Below are 24,400 nucleotides of genomic sequence, written 5' to 3'. Positions count from 1 at the left end.
CTCCAAAACAACCCCACTTTTCACTCGTTAAGTCGCGACGGCGTTCCACCGCTGGTTCTGCGGGTACTGCTGTCAGGGACCCGTTGAACCGCCATTCACCGCGGGCCCGTGACCGACGATGCTGGTGGTTGGAGGTGATCTTGCGTGACTGCGGCACCCATGGCCGTCCAAGAGGACGACCAGACGATCCAGTTCGCGGAGAGCGCGCCGTACGACGAGTACGTCCACGCCAGCACGCTGCACACGCTCCAGCAGACCATCAGCGACGACGCGGGCGAGATGTCGTTCCTCGTGGTCAGCCAGATCATGGAGCTGTACTTCGGGCTGATCCGCTACGAGCTGCGCGAGGCGCAGCGGCTGGTCCGCGACGACGACGTGTGGGGAGCGCTGGAGCCGCTGCGCCGCGCCGGCCTGCACCTGGAGGGCCTCAACGCCTCCTGGCGCACGCTGCGGTGGATGTCCCCGGCCGACTTCAACCGCTTCCGCGGCCAGCTCGGCGAGGCGTCCGGCTTCCAGTCCGCGATGTACCGGCACATGGAGTTCGCGCTCGGCCTCAAGAGCGAGCCGCTGATCCGCCCGTTCCGCCGCCAGAAGGCGGTGTACGCGGAGCTGACCCGCGACATCCGCGAGCCGAGCCTTTGGGACGAGGTGGTGGCGCTGCTGGCCCGGCGCGGCAACGACATCCCCGCCGACGCGCTCGACCGCGACCGCACCAGCGACCACGAGCCGCACCCCGCCATCGAGGACGCCTGGGTGCGGGTCTACCGCGAGCCGACCCCCGGCAACGACCTGTGGCTGCTCGCCGAGGCGCTCACCGAGGTCGGCGAGCAGTTCATGGACTGGCGCTACCTGCACCTCAAGGCCGTGCTGCGGACCCTGGGCGACAAGCCGGGCACCGCCGGCTCGTCGGGCGCCAACTGGCTGCGCCGCAGCATGGCCCGCCCGGTCTTCCCGGAGCTGTGGTCGGCCCGGACCCACATGTGAGGACCGCGATGACTGGGGACGACGCCCTCCGCCGGGACGAGGCCGATCCTGGCCACCGCGAGCTTTTCCACATCCCGCCGGGTACCGCCTACTTCGCCGGCAACTCGCTGGGCCTCCAGCCCAAGGCGACCGTGCCGGAGCTGCTGGCCGACCTCGACGACTGGGCCAGGCTCGGCGTCGAGGGGCACCTGGAGGGCGGCCGGCCGTGGCTGCCCTACCACGAGCTGCTGACCGAGCGGGCGGCCCGGCTCGTCGGCGCGCTGCCCACCGAGGCGGTCGTGATGAACTCCCTGACCGTCAACCTCCACCTGCTGATGGTCTCGTTCTACCGGCCGGCCGGCGACCGCACCCAGATCCTGATCGAAGACACAGCCTTTCCCTCCGACAGCTACGCGGTCCGCAGCCAGGCCCGCTTCCACGGCCTCGACCCGGACACCACCGTGGTACGCCTCGCGCGCACCGAGGACGTTTTCGCGTACCTGGGTTCGCACGGCGACCGGGTCGCGCTGGTACTGCTCGGCGGCGTGAACTACCTGACCGGCGAGCTGCTGGACATCCCCGCGATCACGCGCGCCGGCCGGGCGGCCGGTGCCGTGGTCGGCTGGGACCTCGCGCACGCGGCCGGCAACGTGCCGCTGCGCCTGCACGACTGGGACGTCGACTTCGCCGCGTGGTGCTCGTACAAGTACCTCAACGGCGGGCCGGGAGCCCTCGCCGGCGCGTTCGTGCACGAGCGGCACCTGGCCGACCCCACACTGCCGCGCTTCGAGGGCTGGTGGAGCACCGATCCGGCCACCCGCTTCGAGATGGCGCCGGTCGCCCGGCCACCGACCACAGTGGACGCGTGGCAGGTCTCCAACCCGCCCATCTTCTCGATGGGTCCGGTGCGCACCTCCCTGGAGATCTTCGACCGGGTCGGCATGGACGCCTTGCGCGCCCGCAGCCTGCGGCTGACCGGATACCTGCGGGAGCTGCTCGACGAGGCGGTCCCGTTCCTGGAGGTGGCCACCCCGCGCGCGCCGGAGCGGCACGGCTGCCAGCTCTCCGTGCGGATCCCCGACGGCGCGGCCGGCGACGTCACCCGCCGGCTGCGGCACGAGCACGGCGTGATCGCGGACGCGCGCGAGCCCGACGTCGTGCGCTTCGCGCCGGTGCCGCTCTATTCCACGTACCACGACTGCTGGCGCGCGGCGCGTGCGCTGGCCGCGGTCACGAAGGAGGTGTGACGGTGTCTGACTCCGATGTGGCCGTCGTCGGCGCGGGTCTGTGTGGCTGCCTGATGGCGTGCTTCCTGGCCCGGCGCGGCTACCGGGTCACCGTGTACGAGCGGCGGCCCGACCCGCGCACGAGCCAGCCCGAGCGGGGCCGCTCGATCAACCTGGCGCTGTCCGAGCGCGGGCTCAACGCGCTGCGCCAGATCGGCCTCGCCGACCAGGTGATGGCCGACGCGCTGCCGATGCGCGGCCGCATGATCCACCCGGTCGAGGGCGAGCTGGACTTCCAGCAGTACAGTGTGGACGGTCAGCGGGCCATCAACTCGATCAGTCGCGGCGCCCTCAACAACGCGCTGCTCGACGCCGCCGAGCGGGCGCCTGGCGTGCGGGTCGTCTTCGGCCACAAGCTCGTCGGGCTGGAGCCGGCCACCGGCGACATGGTCTTCGAGACCGCCTCCGGGAAGGTGCAGGCCGCGGCGGGCGTGGTGCTCGGCGCGGACGGGGCCGGCTCCGCGGTGCGCGGCCAGCTCCTCGCCCACGACGCGCTCACCGAGTCGCTCGACTTCCTCGACTACGGGTACAAGGAGCTGACCATCCCGCCGGCCGGTGGCGACTTCGCGCTCGACCCGGGCGCGCTGCACATCTGGCCGCGCGGCACGTCCATGATGATCGCGCTGCCCAACCCGGACCACTCGTTCACCTGCACGCTCTTCTGGCCCAACGGCGGCACCCGCAGCTTCGCGTCGTTGAGCAGCCCGGCGGCGGTCGAGCGGCACTTCGCCACCCACTACCCGGACCTCGTGCCGCTCGCGCCCAACCTCGTCGACGACTACCAGCACAACCCGGTCGGGCTGCTCGGCACCGTGCGCTGCGACCCGTGGCACGCGCACGGCCGGGTCGGGCTGATCGGCGACGCGGCGCACGCGATCGTGCCGTTCTACGGCCAGGGCGCCAACTGCGCGATGGAAGACGTCGTCGAGCTGGACCGGTGCCTGGACGGCACCGGCGACGACTGGACGCGGGCGCTGCCGCTCTTCCACGAGCGGCGCCGCGACGACGCTGATGCGATCGCCGAGATGGCGCTCGCCAACTTCGTCGAGATGCGCGACAAGGTCGCCTCACCCGTCTTCCGCCTCGGCAAGCGTGTCGAGCACGCCCTGGAACGCGCGCTGCCCGGCCGTTACGTCTCCCGTTACGAGCTTGTGTCGTTCTCCAACACGCCGTACGCCGAGGTGCGCCGCCGCGTCCAGTGGCAACACCGGGCCGTGGGCGTCGCGGCGCTCCTCGCCGGCGCCGGGCTCGCCGCCGTGGGCATCCGGAGGTGGGCGGCATGACGCTCTGGGATCCACGGTTGGCGACGACCGGCCGCCCGGTCGGGTCGCCCGGCCAGCTGCGCAACTTCGTCGGTGGGCGCTTCGAGTCCGGGCGGGCCTTTTCGAAGGTCTCACCGGTCACCGGCGAGCAGATCTTCGAGGTGGCCGAGGCCGATCAGTCCACGGTGGACGCCGCCGTCGCCGCCGCGCGCGCCGCGCTGCGCGGGCCGTGGGGCCGGCTGGGGGAGCGGGACCGGGCGGCGGTGCTGCGCGGGATCGCCGACGAGCTCGACCGGCGCTTCGACGACCTGGTGACCGCCGAGGTCGCCGACACCGGCAAGCCGGTGAGCCAGGCCCGGACGCTCGACGTGCCGCGCGGGGCGGCCAACTTCCGGGCGTTCGCCGACATCGTCTCCGCCGCGCCGACCGAGTCGTTCACCACGGTCACGCCCGACGGCGGCCGCGCGCTCAACTACGCGGTGCGCAAGCCGGCCGGCGTCGTGGCCGTCATCGTGCCGTGGAACCTGCCGCTGCTCCTGCTCACCTGGAAGGTGGCCCCGGCGCTCGCGTGCGGCAACGCCGTCGTAGTCAAGCCCTCCGAGGAGACACCGGCCTCCGCGACGGTGCTGGCCGAGGTGATGGCCGCGGCCGGCGTCCCCGACGGCGTCTTCAACCTGGTACACGGCTTCGGTCCCGACTCGGCCGGCGAGTTCCTGACCCGCCACCCAGGGGTCGACGCGATCACCTTCACCGGCGAGTCGGCCACCGGCAGCGCCATCATGCGGGCCGCCGCCGACGGGGTGAAGGCGGTCTCGTTCGAGCTGGGCGGCAAGAACGCCGGGCTCGTCTTCGCCGACGCCGACCTCGACGCGGCGGTCGACGGCTCGGTCCGCTCCAGCTTCACCAACGGCGGCCAGGTGTGCCTGTGCACCGAGCGGCTGTACGTGCAGCGGCCGGTCTTCGACGAGTTCGTCGAGCGGCTCGGCAAGCGCGCCGCGGCCTTGCCGTTCGGCTGGCCGTCCGACGAGGGCACCGGCACGATGCCGCTCATCTCCCGCCAGCACCGCGAGAAGGTGCTCGGCTACTACGACCTGGCCCGCACCGAGGGCGCCTCGGTCGTGGCCGGTGGCGGGGTGCCGGCGCTCGGCGACGCCCGCGACGGCGGCGCGTACGTGCAGCCGACCGTCCTCACCGGACTGTCCAACGCCGACCGTACCAACCGCGAGGAGATCTTCGGACCGGTGTGCCACATCGCACCGTTCGACGACGAGGAGGAGGCGTTCACGCTGGCGAACGACAGCCAGTACGGCCTGGCCGCCACGGTCTGGACCCGCGACGTCGGGCGGGCGCACCGCGCCGGCGCCGGCCTGGACGCCGGGATCGTGTGGGTCAACACGTGGTTTCTGCGCGACCTGCGCACCCCGTTCGGCGGGGTCAAGGCGTCCGGCGTGGGGCGCGAGGGTGGCGTGCACTCGCTCGCCTTCTACTCCGAGCTGACCAACGTCTGCGTGGACCTGTCATGACCGCAGCGGCTCTTCTCACCGAGGCTTACCGGACCGGGGTCCCGTGCCCACCGCTGCGTGGAACGCATATCCCGGTGGGCGATGTGGACGCCGCGTACGCGGTGCAGCGCGAGCAGGTCGACGCCTGGCTCGCCGCCGGTCGCCGCCAGGTCGGCGCGAAGATCGGCCTGACCGCGCGGGCGGTGCAGGAGACGTTCGGCGTGTTCCAGCCCGACTTCGGCGTGCTGATGGCCGACGCGGCCGTACCCGACGGCGCCGAGATCGCGCTCGACCGCCTCTTGCAGCCGCGGGTCGAGGCCGAGGTGGCGTTCGTGCTCGGCGCCGACCTCGTGGAGCCACAAGTGACCACGGTCGACGTGATCCGGGCGACCGACCACCTGCTGCCCGCCATCGAGGTGGTCGACTCGCGGGTCGCCGGCTGGGACATCTCCATCGTGGACACGGTCGCGGACAACGCGTCCAGCGGCCTGTTCGTGCTCGGCACCCGCCCCGTCCGGCTCTCCGATGTGGACCTTCGGCTGTGCGGCGCGGTGCTGGAACACGCCGGCGAGCCGGTCTCGGTCGGCGCCGGCGCCGCGTGCCTCGGCAACCCGCTGCACGCCGTCGCGTGGCTGGCGGCCACCCTGGCCACCGCCGGGCAACCGCTGCGCGCGGGTGACGTGGTGCTCTCCGGCGCGCTCGGGCCGATGGTGCCGGTCACTCCCGGCGCCGCGTACGAGGCGCGGATCTCCGGGCTGGGCTCGGTGCGCGCCTGCTTCGACAAGGGGGCGGTGTGATGACGACCGGGGTGGCGGTCATCGGTTCGGGCAACATCGGCACCGATCTGATGATTAAGGTCCTGCGGCTCTCCACATCCTTGAGAATGGTGGCCATGGCCGGCATCGATCCGGAGTCCGACGGCCTGGCCCGCGCCGGGCGGCTCGGTGTCGCCACGACGGCGGGCGGCATCGACGGGCTCGTCGCGATGCCCGAGTTCGCCGACGTCGGCATCGTCCTCGACGCCACGTCGGCCGGCGCGCACCACCGCCACGCGGAGGTGCTCCGCGAGCACGGGCGGCTGGTGGTCGACCTGACGCCGGCGGCCGTCGGCCCGTACGTGGTGCCGCCGGTCAACCTCGACCAGCACCTGCGCGAGCCGAACGTCAACATGGTCACCTGCGGCGGTCAGGCCACGGTGCCGATCGTCGCCGCCGTCGCCGCGGTCACGCCGGTCGGGTACGCCGAGATCGTCGCCGCCATCGCCTCCCGCTCGGCCGGGCCCGGCACCCGCGCGAACATCGACGAGTTCACCGTGACGACCGCGCGGGCCCTGGAGGTGGTCGGCGGGGCCGGCCGCGGTAAGGCCATCATCGTGCTCAACCCGGCGGACCCGCCGATGCTGATGCGCGACACCGTCTACTGCCTGTGTCCCGACCCATCCGCCGACCGGGAGCGGATCGCCGCGTCGGTGGGGGAGATGGTGGCAAGCGTCCAGCAGTACGTGCCCGGATACCGCCTCAAGCAGGACGTGCAGTTCGCGTCCACCCCGGACGGTCTACAGGTGACGGTCTTCCTGGAGGTCTCCGGTGCCGGGCACTACCTGCCCGCGTACGCCGGAAACCTGGACATCATGACGTCGGCGGCCCTGCGTACCGCGGAGCGCATGGTGGCGTTGCGGGGTGCGTTCGCATGAGCCTCTACATCCAGGACGTGACGCTGCGGGACGGCATGCACGCCTCGCGGCACAGCTTCACCGTCGACCAGGTGCGCGAGATCGCCGCCGCGCTCGACGCCGCCGGGGTCGCCGCCATCGAGGTGGCGCACGGCGACGGCCTCGCCGGTTCGAGCCTCAACTACGGGCGCGGCGCGCACACCGACGCCGAGTGGATCGCGGCCGCCGCCGAGGTGGTCCAGCGGGCCACGCTCACCACGCTGCTGCTGCCCGGCATCGGCACCATCGACGACCTGCGCGCCGCTCGCGACCTCGGCGTGACGAGCGTGCGGGTCGCCACCCACTGCACCGAGGCGGACATCGCCGCCCAGCACATCGGCTGGGCCCGGGAAAGCGGCATGGACGTGTCCGGATTCCTGATGATGTCGCACATGAACGACCCGGCCGGCCTCGCCGCGCAGGCCAAGCTGATGGAGTCGTACGGCGCGCACTGCGTGTACGTGACCGACTCCGGCGGCCGGCTGCTGATGCGCGACGTGGCCGCGCGCGTGGACACCTACCGCGAGGTGCTCGACCCGGCGACCCAGATCGGCGTCCACGCCCACCACAACCTCTCGCTCGGCGTGGCCAACTCGGTCGTCGCCGTCGAGCACGGCGCGACCCGCGTCGACGCGGCCCTCGCCGGGCACGGCGCCGGCGCCGGCAACGCACCCCTCGAGGTCTTCGCCGCCACCGCCGACCTGATGGGGTGGGCGCACGGGTGCGACGTGTTCGCGCTGATGGACGCGGCCGACGACCTGGTCCGCCCGCTTCAGGACCGGCCGGTGCGGGTCGACCGGGAGACCCTCTCGCTCGGCTACGCGGGCGTGTACTCGAGCTTCCTGCGGCACGCCGAGGCCGCCGCCGACCGCTACGGCGTCGACGTGCGCACGATCCTCGTCGAGCTCGGCCGCCGCGGCATGGTCGGCGGTCAGGAGGACATGATCGTCGACGTCGCGCTCGATCTGGTGAAGGAGGGCGCACGGTGAGCGACCTGGCTGAGCGGCTCGACGCGGCGGCGCGTGACGGTGTGGCCATCCCGCAGATCGTCTCCGCCGCCGGGCTGGACGCGGCCGACGCCTACACGGTGCAGGAGGCCCTCGTGGCGCGGCGGCTCGCCCGGGGTGAGCGGCTCGTCGGCATCAAGCTGGGCCTCACCAGCCGCGCGAAGATGGCACAGGTCGGCGTCGACGAAGTGATCTGGGGCCGCCTGACCGATGCGATGGCGATCGCCGACGGCGCCACTGTGGACACTTCGGGCTACATCCATCCGCGGATCGAGCCCGAGGTGGCCTTCCTCCTCGACGCCTCCGGAAACGCCACGGCCGTGGCCCCGGCGTTGGAGATCATCGACTCCCGGTACGCCGACTTCAAGTTTTCGCTGGCGGACGTCATCGCCGACAACTCCTCCGCGGCGGCGTTCGCCATCGGGGATTGGAAGCCCTTGCCTGGCGGCTTGGACAACCTCGGCGTGCTGCTGGAAGTCGACGGCCGGGTGGTCCAGATCGGATCGACGGCGGCGATTCTGGGCGACCCGCGGCGGGCGGTTTCCTGGGGTGTCCGCCTCGCAGGCAAGGTCGACCCGGGCTGGGTGCTGCTAGCCGGCGCGGCCACGGCGGCGGTCCCCTTGGCACCTGGTGTCCATGTGCGCGCGGTCGTCGAGGGCCTCGGCACGGTGGCGGTGCGGACAGCATGATCGTCGACGGCATGGCCCGCCCACGCGGCCGCTTCCCGCACGTGAAGGTCGCGGGCGGCTTCGCGTTCGTCTCCGGCACCTCCAGCCGCCGGCCGGACAACACCATCGCCGGCGCCGCCGTCGACGAGCTGGGCACGACCACATTGGACATCCGCGAGCAGACCCGCGCCGTCATCGAGAACATCCGCGAGATCCTCCGCTCCATCGGCGCGGACCTCCGCGACCTCACCCAGGTCACCACCTACCTGGTCAACATGAACGACTTCGGCGGCTACAACGAGGTGTACGCCGAGTTCTTCGACGAGACCGGACCGGCCCGCACCACCGTCGCCGTGCACCAGCTGCCACACCCGCACCTGCTGATCGAGATGCAAGCCGTGGCCCTTCTACCGTAAAAGGGAGTTGCCATGTCCGAGGTCGCGCAACCGGTGAGCTTCCCGAGCTGGCTCGCCGAAAACCAGCATCTGCTCAAGCCACCGGTGGGCAACAAGCAGATGTTTCCGACGGGGTCCGACTTCATCGTGATGGTGGTCGGCGGACCCAACCAGCGCACCGACTTCCACGTCGACCCCTACGAAGAGTTCTTCTATCAGATCAAAGGCAACATGCACCTCAACGTGATGACGCCCGACGGCCCCGACACCATCCACATCAAGGAAGGCCACATGTGGGTGCTGCCGGGCAACATGCCGCACTCGCCGCAGCGCCCCGAGGAGGGCTCGGTCGGGCTCGTCGTGGAACGGGTCCGCGAGGAGGGCACGCTGGAGAAGTTCCAGTGGTACTGCCCCGAGTGCGGCAACCTGGTGCACGAGGTGGAGCTCCAGGTGCGCGACATCGTGGTCGACCTGCCCCCGGTCTTCCAGGCGTTCTACGCCGACGAGACCGCCCGCACCTGCGACAAGTGCGGCACGCTCCACCCGGGCAAGGGATGACGCACCGACCGGTGTACGACGTGCACACGCACGTCGTGCCCAAGGGCTGGCCGGACCTGGCCGCCGAGTGCGGTGGGACCGGCTGGCCCTGGCTCCGCGTAGACAACGAGCGCGCCGCCATGCTCATGCTGGGCGAGCGCGAGTGGCGGCCCATCCAATCCGCCTGCTGGGACGCACCGACCCGACTGTCCGACATGGACGCCGACGGCATCGACGTCCAGGTGGTCTCGCCCACCCCGCTCTTCTTCTCCTACGACCGCCCGACGGACCAGGCGATTCGCGTCGCCCGCATCTTCAACGACCTCGTGCTGGAGTGCGCGGCCGCGGGCGGCGACCGGCTGATCCCGTTCTGCCAGGTCCCCTTGCAGGACCCGGACGCCGCCAGCGCGGAGCTAGACCGCTGCCTGGCCGCCGGCCACGCCGGCGTAGAGATCGGAAACCACGTAGGCGACCGCGACCTCGACGACCCAGGTGTGGTGGAGTTCCTCAAACACTGCGCGGCGGTGGGAGCGCCCGTGTTCGTACACCCGTGGGACATGCCCGACAGCCCCAGGCTGGACCGGTGGATGGCCCGCTGGCTGACCGGCATGCCGGCCGAGACCCACCTCTCCCTATTGGCGATGATCCTCGGCGGCGTCTTCGACGAGGTGCCCGATTCGCTGCGGATCTGCTTCGCGCACGGCGGGGGCAGCTTCCCGTATTGGCTCGGCCGGGCCGACAACGCCTGGCACCGGCGGGGGGATCTGGTGCGGGGGCGCTCGGCGCACCCGCCGAGCCACTACCTCGGGCGCTTCTATGTGGACAGTGTGGTGTTCGAGGAGCCGGCATTGCGCCTGCTGGTCTCGGTGGTCGGCGAAGACCGGGTGATGGTCGGCAGCGACTACCCGTACCCACTCGGCGAGCGCCCAGCGGGTCAGGTGGTGCGCAAGTCCGAATTCCTGACCGACGAACAACGGACGAAACTCATGAGCGCCAATGCCGCACGATTTCTGGGACACCGCGCGTCAGATCCGGCTAGCGGTCCGGAACCTGACAGGAACTGACGTTTTCTGGTGCGAATGTTCAAGCCAACTATCGTACAGTCATCCGCCACACGATTTGCTGACTGGTCCCATATGAGATCTGTAGATTAGATTCGGGGTGTGACGGGCGAGCAACACTCCGCGTTCGCGGGTCATCTCCGCGACGCCCTGATTCGCCTGCTCGATGCTGTGACGCCCGCGCAGCTCGCGGTGGCCGGCGAGACGCTCCGGCCCACTCAGGACGATCTTCCGTGGCACGACACCGCCGCGGTCGTCGAGCGCATCGCCGCGATGTCGGCTGATGCGGCCGGGATTCCGCCGTTGCTGGCATTCGCCGCCAGGATAGGTGCGGAGGCTCCGAGCGGCCTGGCCGCGGAGATCGACCGATGGATCGACGTGGCCGCCGCCGCCAGTGGCACCGATCGTTCCACCGTCCGGCACTGGCTCCGACAAAACCCCACGAAACACGAGACACCACCCAATAATGGTTCGCAGCGGATCTTGTCAAGGGGGGAGTCGGGAGCCGTCACGGTGATCGGCCGGAGCGCATCGGCTGTGCGGGAGCCGACCGGAGCGCCCCAGGAGAGCGGCAGGCGGCTGCCGATCTGGGGCGGTGTGCCGGCGCGCAACGCCGCGTTCACCGGCCGGGCGGGTCTCCTGCTCGCCCTACAGCGGGCGTTGGAGCGGCGTTCCAAGGCCTCGGTGTTGCCGCGCGTGCCGCACGGGATGGGCGGTGTGGGAAAGACGCAGCTCGTCACCGAATACGCGTACCGGTACGCGGACCGCTATGACATCGTCTGGTGGATTCCCTCCGAGCAACAGTCGCTTGTGCTCCAGTCGCTGCACGAGCTCGGCCGGCGCCTCGACACGCCCGCGACCGCGGACCTCCAGCAGGCCGCCAGTCTCGTGCTGGAGGAGCTGGCGGCCAGCTCGCTGCGCTGGCTCCTGATCTACGACAACGCCAACGAGCCGGAGGACATCACCCGGCTGATACCCGTCCGGGGCGGCCACGTCGTGCTCACTTCGCGCGACCAGACCTGGTCGGAGGTCTGGGACCCGATACAGGTGGGCGTTTTCGAGCGGGCCGAAAGCATCGAGTTGCTCCGGAAGCGGAGCGGGAGCATGTCGGCGGCGGACGCCGACCGTCTGGCGGCCCGGCTCGGTGACCTGCCGCTCGCGCTGGACCAGGCGGTCTCGTGTCAGGTCGCCACCGGCTTGTCGGTTACCGAGTACCTCGCGGAGCTCGACCAGCAGGTGCACGAGCTGTCGAGGCCGGAGTCGCTCCGTCCCACGATCGTCGCGCTCGTGCGGCTCACCATCAAGCGGCTGCGGGACGCCGCGCCGGCGGTGGCCGATCTGCTGGAAATGTTCGCGTTCCTCGGCGCGGAGCCGATCTCCGGCGAGCTGTTGCGGCGGGGCAAGGACGCGCGTGTCTCGCCGGCGCTGGGTGCCGCGCTTCGCGACCCGGTCGCCTGGGAGCGGGTGATCCACGATCTGCGCCGGTACGGTCTGGCCAAGGTCGACCCGGACCAACGTATCCACGTGCACCGGCTCTTCCAGGCGGTACTGCGGGACGAGCTGAGAGAAGAGGCGGCCCAGCGTGGCCTGGGCAACGTGCAGCGCCTGCTGGCGGCGGCGAACCCCGGGGATCCGATAGACCAGGCCACCTGGCCGTTCTACGCCGAGTTGGGGCCGCACATCGGTCCGGCCGGTCTGATTGACTCCGACCTGCTCGACGCCCGCCGCGCCTTTCTCGAGCAGGCGCGATACCTGAACATCACCGGCGACACCGAAGGCTGCCGGCGTCTGGCGGAGGCGGCGGTCCAGGTGTGGTCGAAGGTTGAAGGAGTGCGGAGCCTCGGGCCGGACGGCGAGTTGACCCTGCGCGCCACCCTCTGCCTCGCGATCACGTTGCGGCAGCTGGGTTTCAACGACCGGGCGTGGAGTCTCACCAGAAGCGCGTTCGAGCGGCTGCGGCACCATCCCGCGTTCGGGCCGGACCACGTGTACACGCTGGCCGCCGTGGACGGGCTCGCGGTGAGTCTGCGCGTCGCCGGTCTTTTTCGTGAGGCCATGGAGTGGGACCGGGAAAACGTCGATCGGCACCTGAGGGTTTTCGGTGGCGAGCACGAGAGGACGCTCCGGGCCCGCACCAACCTCGCCGTCAACCTTCGGATGCTGAGCGACTTCGCCGGAGCTCACCGGATCGACGCCGATGTGGTCCGCACGTGGCAGCGGGCGGTGGGCCAAGACGACCGCCGGTTGCTTTTCGCCCAGGCCAACCTCGCGCGTGACCTGTACGGCCTCGGTCGCTACGCCGAGGCGCTCGCACTCATCCGGAAGGTCGTTCCCCCGTTTCGCCGGCAGCTGGGTGCCGCACATCCGAACGTGTTGCTGGCCAGCCGCACGCTCGCCATCACACTGCGGAAGGCGGGCCGGTACGAGGAGGCGCTGGCGGCAGCGGCCGAGCACGACCGCGACAGCGAGCGGCGGTACGGGCCCCAGCACGAGCATGCCCTCGCAGCCGCGATGACCCACGCGAACACGCTCCGCGTCACCGGCGACCTGGCCGCCGCGCACGGTCGCGCGGCGGCGACGATGGACCAGTACGTCCTCGTGTTCGGGGAGGGCCACCCGCTCGCACTGACGGCGGCGGTCAACCTCGCGATCGTGCTGCGCGAACTGGGCCAGCTGGCGCAGGCACGCGAGCTGGACGAGCGTGCCCATGCCCGGATGAACGAGGTGCTCGGACCCGAGCACGAGTTCACACTGAGTGCGGCCGTCGGCCTCGCGAACGACCTCGCGTTGGCGGGCGAGTTCGAGGCGGCGCGGCGACTCTCCGCGGCGACCCTCCAGATCTCGCAGCGGGCCCGCGGCCAGCCGCATCCGTACACAGTGGCCTGTGCGGTCAACGCGGGGCTGGACGCGGTGTCGACAGGTCGGGGCGACGAAGGCCGGTCACTGATCGACGAGGCGGTGACAGCGCTCGCCGCGCTGCTCGGTGCCGACCATCCGGAGACGGTGGCCGCGCGCGAGGGACGCCGGGCCGAATCCGACATCGAGCCGGCGCCGACGTAGCGGCCGCTCAGTCTCGAAGGGTCGACGGCGGCACGGCGTCATACGCCGTGTACCGCTCCGTGGGCTGCCGGCGCGACACGAACTGCTCCGTGATGACCGTCAACATCGGATGCCCGCCGTCGAAAACATCGTCTATCGACCAGCGTGTGAGGTCGGGTATCGCCGCCGGCTCGTGTCGCAGAACGTCCACGCCCTCGGGCATCGTGCCACTCCGTCTCGTCCCACGGTGGTTTTGGCAGCCACCACGGTAACGGGCGGGGTGCGACACGCCAGTTTGCCACGCCGAAGTCAGGTGGTGCTGCCGTGCGCGGCGTAGTGTTCGCCGGACTGGCGCATATCCTCCACGAGGCGCCGCATCGAGCTTGTCAGCGCGGACTCGCCGGAGCCGAGCACGTCGTCGAGAGAGTGCGCGGTGAGGTCGGCGATGGGTGTGACACCGTCGCCCTCAGCGGGAGGGCGCTCCGCTTCCGCCATGTCCGTGCCTTTCCGCCGCGTCGAGACAGAATGATAGGGACGCAGGCTTTTTGGCACCATGCCGCCTGTCGGTTGGCAGCCTATCGTGTCACCCATCTCCTCGATGGTGGTTCGGGCTAGCGTGCCCAGGTCCGCCGCCGTCGCTCCACGGCCTCGACCGCCCATCTCGCCGCCGGCGCCGGCACGCGCTCGGCGCCGAGCGCGTCCACCGACTGCCGCAGGCCCTCCGCGAAGGCATGACCCGCCGGCGTCAGCTCCGTCGAGCTCTTCAACTCGGCGACGCCGTGTGCGACCTGTTCGCGCGCGAACGCGAACTCGCGGGTGGCCGACTCCTCGAGCCCGGGAGCCGACCGGAGGCCGCGCCAGGTGTCCGCCACACCCAGGAACGCGTAGACGCCTTGGAGTAGAGCGCCGGTGGGCCGGGCGTCCGAACGCCACAGCACGTTATGCCCCTCCCGCCCGTCCGGCCGGCAGAGCGGCACGAGGTCGAGCAGCGCGCTCAGCTTGGAGTGCTGGAACTCGTGGACGAGCGTGACGGCCAGGTCGGCGGGGGTGCGGGGCCGGGCGAGGCCCAGAGTCCCGAACACGTCCCGCGCGGTCGCACTGCGCGCCACGCCGTCGTCCCTCGTCACCAGCGGCACCACCGAGCGCAGCCCGGCGGCCAGCTCGGCGGCGCGCTCCGGGACGAACTTCGCCAGCATCGGCCACGCCTCGCCGTGCAACTCCTGCCACCGCCGGAAATCGCCCTCCGGCAGCCGGTCCGCCGGCGGCGCGTGGTAGCAGTTCCGGTACGGGTTGGTGTCCTCCAGCGCCAGCGAGCCGTCCAAGCCGTCATGGCGGGCGACAAGGCGGCGCAGCGCCCGCCAGCCAGGCTCGCCCTCGGCGACCCGTACCTTCGTCGTGCCGGCGGTGATCGTGGCTTGGCCGCCGCTGACCGCTACGACAGCGGGACCGTCCGAGTCCAGAAAGGCGTTCCCGAGCGTCGGCAGCGTGACGGTGCCGACCAGCGTCCGCGTCCGTATCTCGGCGTCCATCCCGGTGCGGCGCGCGGCGGCGGCGGCCACCGCACCCAGCTGTGCGAGGTCGGCCTCGAGCGGGCCGACATGCTCCACCTCTTCACCGGTGAGCCGCCGGGTGGTCCGTGCCGCCCAGGCGCCGACCATCGGATCGGTCATCAGGTAGGCGACTTCGTCCGGGTCGCGCCGCTGGGCCCAGCCGAACACCTCCACCGCGGCCGCGCGGTTCGGGTCGCCGGAGTACGCGTCGGCGAGGTACCGGAGCAGCAGCAGGTGCTTGCTGTGTTGGACGCGGACGAGATGCCTCACCGCCGCCGGACCGCCGAGCCCCGAAGCCAGGCCGGCGAACGCTTCGGCTGGCAGGTCATGGAACGTGATCATGGGTTGGTTTCCAGGCGGGCGCGCAGGTTGTCGATGTCGACGTCGGCGTGTACGCGTCGTTTGACGTGCTGGACGAGTCGCAGCATGTCGGCACAGTAGGCGGTCGGGTTGAGGAAACCCGTACCCGGGCGGTAGCGGTGGGCGTAGTGCCCGCCGCCGCAGATCGTGTGCTCGGGGCAGTCCCGGCAGGTGGCGGAGAGCGCGGCGAGGCCGATCTGGCGGGCGACGATTCCGGGGTGCTCGAGAGCCTGGTCGAGGGTGTTGGCGAAAACCGTCAAACCGGTCGCGGAGGCCCCGTGGTATGCCGACTTGAGCGAGTCGACCTGCTCGATGGCTCCGTCGGACTCCACCACGACGACCGCGACAGGGCTGAGGCCGATCTGCTCCGAGCGACCGCGGCCGCCCAGGATCAGCCCGATGACGTCCTCGAAGAGCCTTACCCTCGTCTCCTCCCGGGGCGCGCCGGACCAACGATCGAAGGCCTTGACCAGCCAGTCGCCGAATGGGGTAGGGCCTGCGCCGGCCGCACGCTTCGGCAGGTCCAACCAGTTGGCGTGCGGCAGGAGGAAGTCGATTGTGGGCGGCCCGTACTGGATGAGCGCCTCGTAGCAGGCGACGGGATCTGTGTCCGGGTCGACCGTGCAGAGCAGCCCGGCGAAGGCCGACCGGTACTCGGGGGCACTCAGGAGCCGGATCGCGCGGTCGACCGCCGCGAAGCTGCTCTTCCCGTCGGCGCGCCGGCGGTGCCGATCGTTGTCGACAGGGCTGCCGTCGAGGCTCACCCCGACTGTGACACCCTGCTCGTACAGCGTGTCGAGGACGTCGGCCGTGAGCCGCACACCGTTGGTCTGCATCCGGATCCGCAGCCGGCACAGGCCGTCGAACGCGTCGCGGAAGTCGGAGACCAGCCGGCCCAACCGGTCGGTGCCGGCGAGCAGTGGCTCGCCACCGTGCAGGACGAGCCGCATGGCGTCGAGCTTGTGTATCCGGGCGTGCTCGGCCATCCGGCCGGCCGCCGCGAGCCACGTCTCCCGCGCCATCACCCGGGGGCGATCCCGCCACGACTGGTCCGCCATCGTGTACATGTAGCAGTAGTCGCAGGCGAGGTCGCACCTTTGGTGCACCTTCAACACGACGTCCCGAAAGGGCGTCGGTCGCCAGCCGCCGGCCCGCATCGCGTTCACGTCAAGCGTCGACGGCCAGTCAGCCGGACCAAGAGCCACTGGGAGCCCCAGCGGCACGCCATCAGGAGGCACGGTCAGGCCATCCTCGCGGGCAGCAAGACAAAGCCACAGTTCACGTAATCCTCCCGCAGGGGATATTAGTGTCTCGACGTTCGGCGGTCCGGCGAATCACGCAGGCGGGGGTTCTATTTCGGACTCTCCTGGATGCCCGTCGGCGGCGGCGGTTACCAGCGGGTGCTCCGGGCCGAGCACCCGCCGCAGCTCCGCTATGGCCGAGCCGAGCAGGTCGGCGTCCGGAGTGCCCGCCGGTGCGAGCAAGCCGAGGTCGACCGCACACACCAGCGTCTCTGGGTGCCGCTCACCGCGAACCCGCCGCGCGTCGTCGAGCGTGCTGGCGAGTAGGCGGCGCGCGCGTTCTGTCTCGTGCGCGAGTACCAGGTCGTTGCCGACACCGATGGCGGCGGCGATCGTGTACGGGTGCTGCTGGCCGAGCACCTGGCGTAGCCTGTAGAAGCTGCTCTCACCGAACTGCCGGGCGCGACGCCGTTCGCCCATCGCGCGCAGGATGATGGCCTGGTTCGCGGCCGCGACCAGGCTCAGCGGATTACGCTCCCCGAAATGGCGGCGATATCGGTACATCGCGTCGGTGGCTACATTCCACGCCTGACCCAGGTCGCCGGCCGCGCACAGCGTATTGGCGTACGTCATCATCGCGGCGAGGCTGAGCTCATGGTCGGCGCCTACGTGACCCTGGGTGACGAGATAGAGCCGGCGGGCGTCCTCCAGCGCCGCGGTGACCTGGCCGGTCTTCCGCAGGCCGAGCACGATGGTGCGCCAGGCACTGAGCACCAGGGGATGCCGGTCGCCGAGCCGCTCGCGGTACGCCGGCCAGACGGTCCGCTGAAGCTCCAACGCCTCCGCGTACCTACCGAGCCCGTAGAGATCGCGGGCCACATTGGAAAGTGACAGGAGCGTGCGCTGGTCGTCCGGGCCGAGCGACCGGCGGCGGACCTCCGCGAGCCCCGTGTCGAGGTCGTACGCCGTGCGGAAGTCGCCCATCGCCCGGAGGCTGGCACCCAGGTTGTTACGGGCCGCCAGGGTGTGCGGGTGGGCATCACCGTGGATCCGGCCGTAGCGCTCGACCCGGTCCTGGTCGAGCCTCAGCGCCTCGGCGTACCGGCCGGACACCCGCAGCAGGACAGCGGTGGTGTCGGCGATCTCCAGGGTCGACGGGTGGTCGGGACCGTACTCGGGGTCGGCGAGCAGCCGCTGCCACGCCTCGTCGGCCAGCCGGCGCGACTCGCCGTAGCGGCCGAGGGCGTACAACGCGGCGACGAGCCGGCGTAGGCACGCGAACACCTGGGCGTCCTCCGGGCCGCCCTGCCGCGTCCACGTGGTCCACGCCTCGTGACTGAGCCGGCGGCTGCCCTCGAAGTCTCCGATCTCGTACAGATATGTCGCCTGGTGGACCACCGCCTTCCGACTGTCCGGATCGGACACCTCCATGGCGCGCGCGGGTCGCAGGTGCGGGCCGATCTGCGCGTGCATGTCCCAGGTCAAGGGGTCCAGGGGGTTGCCGGGATTGGCCACCGCGAGCAGCCGGCGGGCGTTGTGGTACGCCCGTTCGCGGACGCGGGTGGGCAACGCGTCGCGGACGATCGCCTGCACCAGCCGGTGTACCTGGAGGGCCTGGCCACCATCGAGGAGCTTGACAAGCCCGTACCGGCGCACCAGGCGGACCGCCTCGTCGAGCAGATCGGGCTGGGCGAGCAGCCGGCCCAGCGGCGGTGGGACCCGACCTCCGGCGCGGCGCAGGAGGGACAGCGGGATCGGGTCGGCGCCCAGGCAGGACAGCAGCTCCAGAAGCTGGCCGGCGGCCAGCGACTCGGCACGCACGTGGTCGGCGGCGACCGCGAAGGCGGTGGCCACGGTCGCGCGGTACTCGCCCGGCTCCGCCGCGGCCAACAGCCCGGTCGCACGCTCGTCCAGCTGGCGGAGATACTCCCGGACCGGGGTCCGCGTCGCCGACTGCATGGCGGCCACCTGTTCGAGCGCCAGCGGCAGATCGCCGAGACGGTCGGCGAGCTGGTCCGCCTCGTCGAAACTGATGTCGTGCCCGCGCGCCCGAAGCAGCTCGATGCTCTCCCGGCGGGCGAAAACGTCCACCTCGATCGAACGGCCCGAGTCGAGCCAAGCCACGTCGCGGGTCGTCACGACGACGTGGCCACCCGCGGCCGGAACGAGCGGCGCGAGCTCCTCCGGCGCACCGGAGTTGTCCAGGACGACCAGCCATCGTAGGCTGCCGAGCTCCAGACGGCTCAGCACGGTGGTAACTGTCTGCGCCATATCGAAGCTCGTCGGCCAGTCCTGCCGCTCGCCCAGCGCGACCAGCGACGCCGTCACCCGTGAGCGGTCTTCGGCGGCGATCCACCAGACCAGGTCGTACTCCTCGGCGTGCCGGTGGGCGTACTCCACCGCGAGCTGCGTCTTACCTACGCCGCCGAGCCCGTAGAGGACCAGGGGCTGCCACGGCTCGCCGACGAGTCGGGTCCTCATCAGCTCCAGCAGGTCGTCGCGTCCGGTGAAGGCCGGGGTGCGGTGCGGTGCCAGGCCCAGGTGGGCCACGCCGGCGGGCGGTGGCGGGGCGTCCGGCGGGGCGGCGGCGGGCGGTGCGGTCGGTGTGGACGGGGGATCGACGGCGGGCGGTGCCGCCCGCGCGAGCCGGTCCGAGGCGGCCAGCCAGAGCGCGTGAAACCGCCGCACCTCCTCGTCCTGGTTCGGCCGATGGACGGCCATGGCGGCCAGGTACCGCACCACACACTCCACCTTGGACCATCGGGCGAGTCCTTCGCCGCGGAGGATGGCGCTGACCGTCTCGTGGCTGACGGTGTCAGGCATCTGGTTCTGTCTGCGGACCTCGGAGCTGATCCGGCGATACGACGGGCGGCCGGCGGCGCGGTGCAGCAGTTGCAGCTCGGCGACGAGGTCCTGCGTCACCTGCCACGCTCCCTGGTCCGCGAATCACTGCCGTCGCTTGGCCGCCAGCTGACAACTAACGTCAATTTCTGGCAGAAACAGCATTCCATATCGAGGCAGTGCCAGGAACACCTTGTAAAGCTTTGTAGGTGACCGGCAGAAACTGATCCGGGGGTGCGCTCATGGCACACCATAGAAATGTGGATACGTTAGTGCAGCCCGGTCCGACCTGCGGATATCACGTAGCGACCGGATTCGAGAATCCGCTGAAAACCCGACCGGTTCCGGCGCCGCCTTTGCAAATTGCATTCCTGACGGTCCCGTCGGATCGCCGCCCGGAAAGATCGATTCAGCCCTCGGTTGCTCGCCGGTTCGACCATCTCCGAGAGATGTCGGTGAATAGCCGGTTCATGGCGCGCGTGATCTCGCGGTGGCTGCCGGCGGTGTGCGAGGACGCCGCGGCGGCCCTCCAGGCGCTGAACCCGGTCCGGCTGACGCCCGGCGACCCGCGGTCCGCCCGCCCGGCCGAACCACACCGATCGCCGCGGCTGCGCGCCAACATGCTGGTGCACAGGCTGACCGTCGCCTCGCCGAGTCGCCGGCGCGGGCCGACCGCCGCGCGCCGTCCGGCCAAGCCGCCACCACCGCCGCGGGCGACCGACGTGGCGGTCCGGCAGGAGCTTGTCGTGCACGTGTTCGCGCCGCTGGACGGGCCGCGGCGCGAGCTGGCGTACCAGCAGGTCCGGCGAATGTGGACGGCTGCCCGGACGTTGCTCCGCACGACGGAGGGGATCGGCCGCGGCGGACCGCCCACGGATCTGCCGGACGAGTGCGCCGAGCTGCCCGCCGGGCCGGTGGTCGCGGCCCAGCAGAGTGCGGATCGGCGGGTGCAGGCGATCCTGCGCCGCGAGCACGACGTGCTCAGCCTGTCGATCGGCTGGCTGGCCGACCCGGACGCGCCGCCCCGGACCTGGGAGGAGTGGGAGGCGCAGTGGGCCGCTGTCGCCGCCGGCGGCACCGAGGAGATGGTCGGCGTGGTCCGGCTCTACATCGGCACGCATCCGGCGGCCCGGCGCGGTGGTCCTCCGGTGCGGCCGTCGGTCGAGTTGGCGGCGGAGCTCGCCGCGGACCTCACCCCGGACGGTGGGACATTGTGGAACGACGGCGTCCTGGTGGACGGGTGCGTGCTGTGGGAGCTGCCTCCGTTCGACGGGCACGCGCGGCGGGAGCGGCGCATCCTCGCGCTGGCGACGCCGGATCGCGAGCGGGACATGAGCGCGCTGGCCTGGTGGCGCGGCGAGGCGGAGCTGGCGCCGCTGGCCCGATACCTGCTCGACGCGGCGAAGGTGCGCTACCAGCTGCGGGTCCGGCAGGCGGCCGAGGTCTCGCTGCGGGCCGCGCTGGCCGGTCGTGCCACGGCGACCGAGATGACGGTCCTGTTGACCCGGCTGGCCGACATGAAGCTCACCGTCGAGATTGCCCGGTCCAATATGGACACGGTGCTGCGGACGATCGATCCGTGGGGCGGCACCCCGGCGGGTGGGCTGTTCGCCGACGACCGGGGGTGCGCGGCGTGGGTGGAGTCGCTGCTCGCCGACGACGTGCGGTACATGTCGAACGCGCATCGGCGGGCACAGCACCTGCTGGACCGTGGGCCGCGGGTCGCCGCCGGCAAGGCGCCGGTGCAGCCGGTGATCGGGCTGGTCACGGCGTTGCCGGAGGAGTTCGCGGCGATGTCCGCGCTGGTCGACGGCGTCGAGGAGTGGTCGGTGGCCGGCGATCCCGCCGAATACGTCTGCGGGACCATGCCCAGCGCCGCGGCGGGCCGGCCGCACCCGGTCGTGCTGACCCTGCTCACCGAGACCGGCACCAACTGGGCCGCTACGGCGGTGGCGAACATGATGCGCAGCTTCGAGTCGGTCGACCAGATCCTGATGGTCGGCATCGCCGCCGGCGTACCCGCGCCCGTCGACCCGCACCGGCACGTGCGGCTCGGTGACGTCGTGGTGGCGACGTGGGGGATCGTCGACTACGACCACGTGGTCGACCGGCCCGACGGGGTCACGTTGCGGCAGGGGTTTCCGCAGCCGTCCGCGTTGCTGACGCATCGGGCGAAAGGGTTGATGGCCGCGGCGTTGCGGGGGCAGCGGCCGTGGGAGGAGGAGCTGGTGGTGCTGCTGCGGGAGTTGCCCGGGTTCGCCCGGCCGGACCCGGCGACCGACCGGCTCTACGCGCACGACGGCCCGGACGCCGGGCAGGTGCGGCATCCCGATCCCGCCGTGTCGGGGCACCGGCCCGGTCTGCCGAAGGTCCACGAAGGACGGATCGGGTCGGCCAACCGCTCGCTGCGCAACGCCGCCCGCCGCGACGCTCTGGCCCGGGAGTTCGACCTGCGGGCGATCGAGATGGAGGGTTCCGGCATCGGCTCGTCCGCGTTCGCCGGCGGGCGGGACTGGCTCGTGATCCGCGGCATCAGCGACTACGGCGACCAGCGCCTGGGCCACCTGTGGCGCGGGTACGCCTCGGCGGCGGCGGCCGCGTACACCCGCGCGCTCCTGCGCCGCTGCCCGCCGATCACCCCGCACGGCGGCCGCGTCGGCGGCTGAGCGCCCCGCCGGGGAGGCCGAACGCCGCACCCGGTGGCGCCGCCGAGGAGAGCGGGTAGCGCGGGCGTCACCGCCCCAGCAGGCTCGCTACCCGCAGCAGTGGCGCGACCAGCGCCGGGATCCGCGAGGGGTCGGTGAGGCGCCCGTGTTCGTACGTCACCAGCTCCGTGCCTTGCAGGCTCCAGTGCGGCACCCGCCCGGCGATGTGTTCCGCCACCAGCGCCGGGCCGAGGAAGCCGCGCACGATGGTCGGGTCGTCCGCGCTCACCCGCCACCGGCTGTCGAACCGCTCGTCGCCGAGGGCCGTGGCGCGGTCGCCGAAGATGCTGCGGCCGAGCTTGGACAGGGCGCCGCGGTGCTGCACCGCGATCGTGGCGCCGGGCCGGTCCAGGTGGACGACCACCACGATGAAATGGTGGGTCGTCGACGACGTGCTGTTGTTGCTCGTGGAGGTCGTCTCCGTGTACCGGTACTCGGCGACGCTGACGTGATGTCCCTGCTGCACGCCGACCAGCGCGCGCGACACGCCCCGGCGGTTGCGGCCGGGCACGCGGGAGGTCCACCCGACCGGCTGCGGCGAGTCGACGATCCGCCATTGGTGCGCGTGGGCCCAGGCCCGCAGGGCCTCGACGCGGCGGCGTTCCTGGCGGACGCCGTGCACGACGGCCAGGACCAGGAGCGCGACCAGCAGGACGCCGCCGAGGCCGAGGAGTGCCGGAACGAGATGATCCACGCCTCCGAGTAAAGCCGATCCGAGCTACCGGGCCGGGGCGGACCGCGCGAGGAGGAAATCCACCACCGCCGTGGCGAAGGTCGGGGTCAGCGCGGGGATGTGGCTGCCGTCTTCGATCGACCACAGCTCGGCCCGCGTCCCGTCCCGGCAGCCCTCGTGCCAGGAGGTCACCGTGGTCTCGGCGCCCGGGAGCGTGGAGTCGAGGTCGATCGGTGCGGCGGCCGTGCCCGCGCGGTCGGCGCAGCCGTCCAGCCCGCGCCACAGCGCTACCGTGTCCTTCGCGGCCGGGTACCGGCGGCCGCCGGTGGTGCTGCCCTCGTAGAGGATGGTGCGGTCGGACGTGCCGTGGATCTGGAGGACGCTGACCGGGCGGGCCGGCTCGCACGCGGCCGGGTCGGCGGTGGCGGCGCCGGCCAGGGAGACCACGGCGGTGACCCGGTCGGCGTGGTCGCAGGCCATGCGGAGCGCCATGAAGCCGCCGTTGGAGTGGCCGACGAAGTAGACCCGCGCGGGGTCGATCGGGTGCTTCGCGGCGACCGTGTCGATGAGCCGCGCGAGGTAGGCCGAGTCGTCCACACCGGACCGGTAGAAGTCGCAGCAGGCCGGCGTAGCGTTCCAGAAGCGCTCGCCGCGCTGGTCAGTCGTGCCCTCGGGCGTCGCGTAGAGGAAGCCGCGGCGGTCGGACTCGGCGGTGAGCTGGAAGTACGACTCCTGCTCGTCGGCGCTCGACGTGTAGCCGTGCAGGAGCACGACGAGCGGCGCCTTGTCGGGGGCGGTGCTCGGCACGTGCAGGCGGAAGGGCCGGCCGTCGAGCTCGAGCTCCACGTCCTCAGTGGCAGGCGTCGACGACGACGAGCACCCCGCCAGCAACAGCAGCACCACCAGCGCGAGCCTTCTCATGGCCACGATCCTGCCTGAAGCTGTCGGACATGCGCCATGGCGCATTCAAGACACTCGTTGTAACCCCGCCGTGTCATATCGAGTCGCATCCTTACGTCTATCGTGCTCGCGGGGAGGGGTTGGGGATGAGTGGAGACCTTGCCGTGCCACTGATCATCGGGATCGCGCCGTCGGAGGCCGAGCGTCGGCACCTTGCCGAGCTGCTCGGCGGGACGGAGGCGTTCCTCATCGTCGCCAGCGTGGAGCAGGCGCGCGAGATCCTCGACGCGGCCGTGCCACGCACGACCACGGACGCCACGTCGAAAACGGACCTGAGCGTCGACTCGGACCGGCGGGTGCTGCGCTGGCTCGACCGGGAGGTGGAGCTGACCCGGCTGGAGCACGACTTCATGCACCGGTTGCTCGACGCGCCGGGCCAGGTCTTCACCTACGAGCGGCTGCACCAGGAGGTCTGGGGCAACCAGCACCTCGGCCGCGGCTCGGACATCCACTCGGTGGTCCGCCGGATCCGCCGCAAGCTCGCCGAGCTGGGGTCCGCCGCGACCATCCACTCTGTACGCGGCGTCGGCTTCAGACTCACCGCGGCCTAGCGAGAAACGATTTCCCGGGTCCGCGTCAGCGGCGGGCCGCCGCTCCCGCCGGAGACCGCGGCGGCCGGCGGCTCGCGGGGCGAGCCGA

The 24,400-nt window shown here is 71.5% G+C and carries 21 protein-coding genes; 14 read left to right on the top strand and 7 right to left on the bottom strand.

All coding sequences use genetic code 11. The features are described from left to right. Positions 1-159: 159 nt before the first annotated feature. From ACTMTJ_RS35225 to fxsT (ACTMTJ_RS35170), 12 genes are all read left to right on the top strand, one after another. Positions 160-984, top strand: a complete 825-nt coding sequence (locus tag ACTMTJ_RS35225; RefSeq protein ID WP_441223143.1) for a tryptophan 2,3-dioxygenase — start codon at positions 160-162, stop codon at positions 982-984. Between the two features lie 8 nt (positions 985-992). Further along, positions 993-2,210, top strand: coding sequence for a kynureninase (kynU, locus tag ACTMTJ_RS35220; protein WP_441223014.1), 1,218 nt, complete (start codon positions 993-995; stop codon positions 2,208-2,210). After that, positions 2,207-3,532: an FAD-dependent oxidoreductase gene (locus tag ACTMTJ_RS35215; RefSeq protein ID WP_441223013.1), complete on the top strand. Its 1,326-nt coding sequence runs from the start codon at positions 2,207-2,209 to the stop codon at positions 3,530-3,532. Before kynU ends, ACTMTJ_RS35215 begins: the two co-directional genes overlap by 4 nt. Continuing rightward, positions 3,529-5,034 (top strand): 2-hydroxymuconic semialdehyde dehydrogenase, encoded by a 1,506-nt coding sequence (locus ACTMTJ_RS35210; RefSeq protein ID WP_441223012.1) that lies wholly within the window; start codon positions 3,529-3,531, stop codon positions 5,032-5,034. Before ACTMTJ_RS35215 ends, ACTMTJ_RS35210 begins: the two co-directional genes overlap by 4 nt. Continuing rightward, on the top strand, positions 5,031-5,810 hold the full coding sequence (locus ACTMTJ_RS35205; RefSeq protein WP_441223011.1) for a 2-keto-4-pentenoate hydratase: 780 nt from the start codon (positions 5,031-5,033) through the stop codon (positions 5,808-5,810). The genes ACTMTJ_RS35210 and ACTMTJ_RS35205 overlap by 4 nt, the downstream gene beginning before the upstream one ends. Further along, the gene (locus ACTMTJ_RS35200; RefSeq protein ID WP_441223010.1) at positions 5,810-6,706 is read left to right on the top strand and encodes an acetaldehyde dehydrogenase (acetylating); all 897 of its coding nucleotides are present in this window, start codon (positions 5,810-5,812) and stop codon (positions 6,704-6,706) included. The genes ACTMTJ_RS35205 and ACTMTJ_RS35200 overlap by 1 nt, the downstream gene beginning before the upstream one ends. After that, positions 6,703-7,713, top strand: coding sequence for a 4-hydroxy-2-oxovalerate aldolase (dmpG, locus tag ACTMTJ_RS35195; RefSeq protein ID WP_441223009.1), 1,011 nt, complete (start codon positions 6,703-6,705; stop codon positions 7,711-7,713). Before ACTMTJ_RS35200 ends, dmpG begins: the two co-directional genes overlap by 4 nt. After that, positions 7,710-8,420 (top strand): 2-keto-4-pentenoate hydratase, encoded by a 711-nt coding sequence (locus ACTMTJ_RS35190; RefSeq protein WP_441223008.1) that lies wholly within the window; start codon positions 7,710-7,712, stop codon positions 8,418-8,420. The genes dmpG and ACTMTJ_RS35190 overlap by 4 nt, the downstream gene beginning before the upstream one ends. After that, positions 8,417-8,815, top strand: a complete 399-nt coding sequence (locus ACTMTJ_RS35185; protein ID WP_441223007.1) for a RidA family protein — start codon at positions 8,417-8,419, stop codon at positions 8,813-8,815. Before ACTMTJ_RS35190 ends, ACTMTJ_RS35185 begins: the two co-directional genes overlap by 4 nt. A 12-nt stretch (positions 8,816-8,827) precedes the next feature. Continuing rightward, positions 8,828-9,352, top strand: coding sequence for a 3-hydroxyanthranilate 3,4-dioxygenase (locus ACTMTJ_RS35180; RefSeq protein ID WP_441223006.1), 525 nt, complete (start codon positions 8,828-8,830; stop codon positions 9,350-9,352). After that, positions 9,349-10,395 (top strand): amidohydrolase family protein, encoded by a 1,047-nt coding sequence (locus ACTMTJ_RS35175; RefSeq protein ID WP_441223005.1) that lies wholly within the window; start codon positions 9,349-9,351, stop codon positions 10,393-10,395. The genes ACTMTJ_RS35180 and ACTMTJ_RS35175 overlap by 4 nt, the downstream gene beginning before the upstream one ends. Before the next feature lie 99 nt (positions 10,396-10,494). Further along, the gene (gene fxsT / locus ACTMTJ_RS35170) at positions 10,495-13,452 is read left to right on the top strand and encodes an FxSxx-COOH system tetratricopeptide repeat protein (protein WP_441223004.1); all 2,958 of its coding nucleotides are present in this window, start codon (positions 10,495-10,497) and stop codon (positions 13,450-13,452) included. A 7-nt stretch (positions 13,453-13,459) separates the two neighbouring features. On the opposite strand, the gene ACTMTJ_RS35165 is transcribed toward fxsT (ACTMTJ_RS35170), so the two are convergent. From ACTMTJ_RS35165 to fxsT (ACTMTJ_RS35145), 5 genes are all read right to left on the bottom strand, one after another. Beyond that, positions 13,460-13,642, bottom strand: a complete 183-nt coding sequence (locus ACTMTJ_RS35165; protein ID WP_441223003.1) for a hypothetical protein — start codon at positions 13,640-13,642, stop codon at positions 13,460-13,462. A 98-nt stretch (positions 13,643-13,740) separates the two neighbouring features. Beyond that, positions 13,741-13,926: a hypothetical protein gene (locus ACTMTJ_RS35160; protein ID WP_441223002.1), complete on the bottom strand. Its 186-nt coding sequence runs from the start codon at positions 13,924-13,926 to the stop codon at positions 13,741-13,743. A 116-nt stretch (positions 13,927-14,042) separates the two neighbouring features. After that, on the bottom strand, positions 14,043-15,323 hold the full coding sequence (locus ACTMTJ_RS35155) for an HEXXH motif domain-containing protein (protein ID WP_441223001.1): 1,281 nt from the start codon (positions 15,321-15,323) through the stop codon (positions 14,043-14,045). After that, on the bottom strand, positions 15,320-16,498 hold the full coding sequence (locus ACTMTJ_RS35150; RefSeq protein WP_441223142.1) for an FxsB family cyclophane-forming radical SAM/SPASM peptide maturase: 1,179 nt from the start codon (positions 16,496-16,498) through the stop codon (positions 15,320-15,322). The genes ACTMTJ_RS35155 and ACTMTJ_RS35150 overlap by 4 nt, the downstream gene beginning before the upstream one ends. Before the next feature lie 177 nt (positions 16,499-16,675). Next, on the bottom strand, positions 16,676-19,504 hold the full coding sequence (gene fxsT, locus ACTMTJ_RS35145; protein ID WP_441223000.1) for an FxSxx-COOH system tetratricopeptide repeat protein: 2,829 nt from the start codon (positions 19,502-19,504) through the stop codon (positions 16,676-16,678). Between the two features lie 368 nt (positions 19,505-19,872). On the opposite strand from fxsT (ACTMTJ_RS35145), the gene ACTMTJ_RS35140 reads away from it, so the two are divergent. Beyond that, a complete protein-coding gene (locus ACTMTJ_RS35140; RefSeq protein ID WP_441222999.1) occupies positions 19,873-22,089 on the top strand; it encodes a CATRA conflict system CASPASE/TPR repeat-associated protein in 2,217 nt (738 codons plus the stop codon). A 67-nt stretch (positions 22,090-22,156) separates the two neighbouring features. Here ACTMTJ_RS35140 and ACTMTJ_RS35135 read toward each other — a convergent pair whose 3' ends face one another. Both ACTMTJ_RS35135 and ACTMTJ_RS35130 read right to left on the bottom strand, forming a co-directional pair. Beyond that, positions 22,157-22,822: a hypothetical protein gene (locus ACTMTJ_RS35135; RefSeq protein WP_441222998.1), complete on the bottom strand. Its 666-nt coding sequence runs from the start codon at positions 22,820-22,822 to the stop codon at positions 22,157-22,159. 24 nt (positions 22,823-22,846) lie between these two features. Continuing rightward, the gene (locus tag ACTMTJ_RS35130; protein ID WP_441222997.1) at positions 22,847-23,722 is read right to left on the bottom strand and encodes an alpha/beta hydrolase family esterase; all 876 of its coding nucleotides are present in this window, start codon (positions 23,720-23,722) and stop codon (positions 22,847-22,849) included. A gap of 125 nt (positions 23,723-23,847) precedes the next feature. Between ACTMTJ_RS35130 and ACTMTJ_RS35125 the strand changes: the two genes are divergently transcribed. Then, positions 23,848-24,312, top strand: a complete 465-nt coding sequence (locus tag ACTMTJ_RS35125) for a winged helix-turn-helix domain-containing protein (protein ID WP_441222996.1) — start codon at positions 23,848-23,850, stop codon at positions 24,310-24,312. Positions 24,313-24,400 lie beyond the last annotated feature (88 nt).

It is taken from the genome of Phytohabitans sp. LJ34 (genome assembly GCF_052068095.1).
Classification (GTDB): Bacteria; Actinomycetota; Actinomycetes; order Mycobacteriales; family Micromonosporaceae; genus Phytohabitans.
The sequence above is the reverse complement of the archived record's forward strand: the minus strand, read 5'-3'. Positions and strand labels throughout refer to the sequence as shown.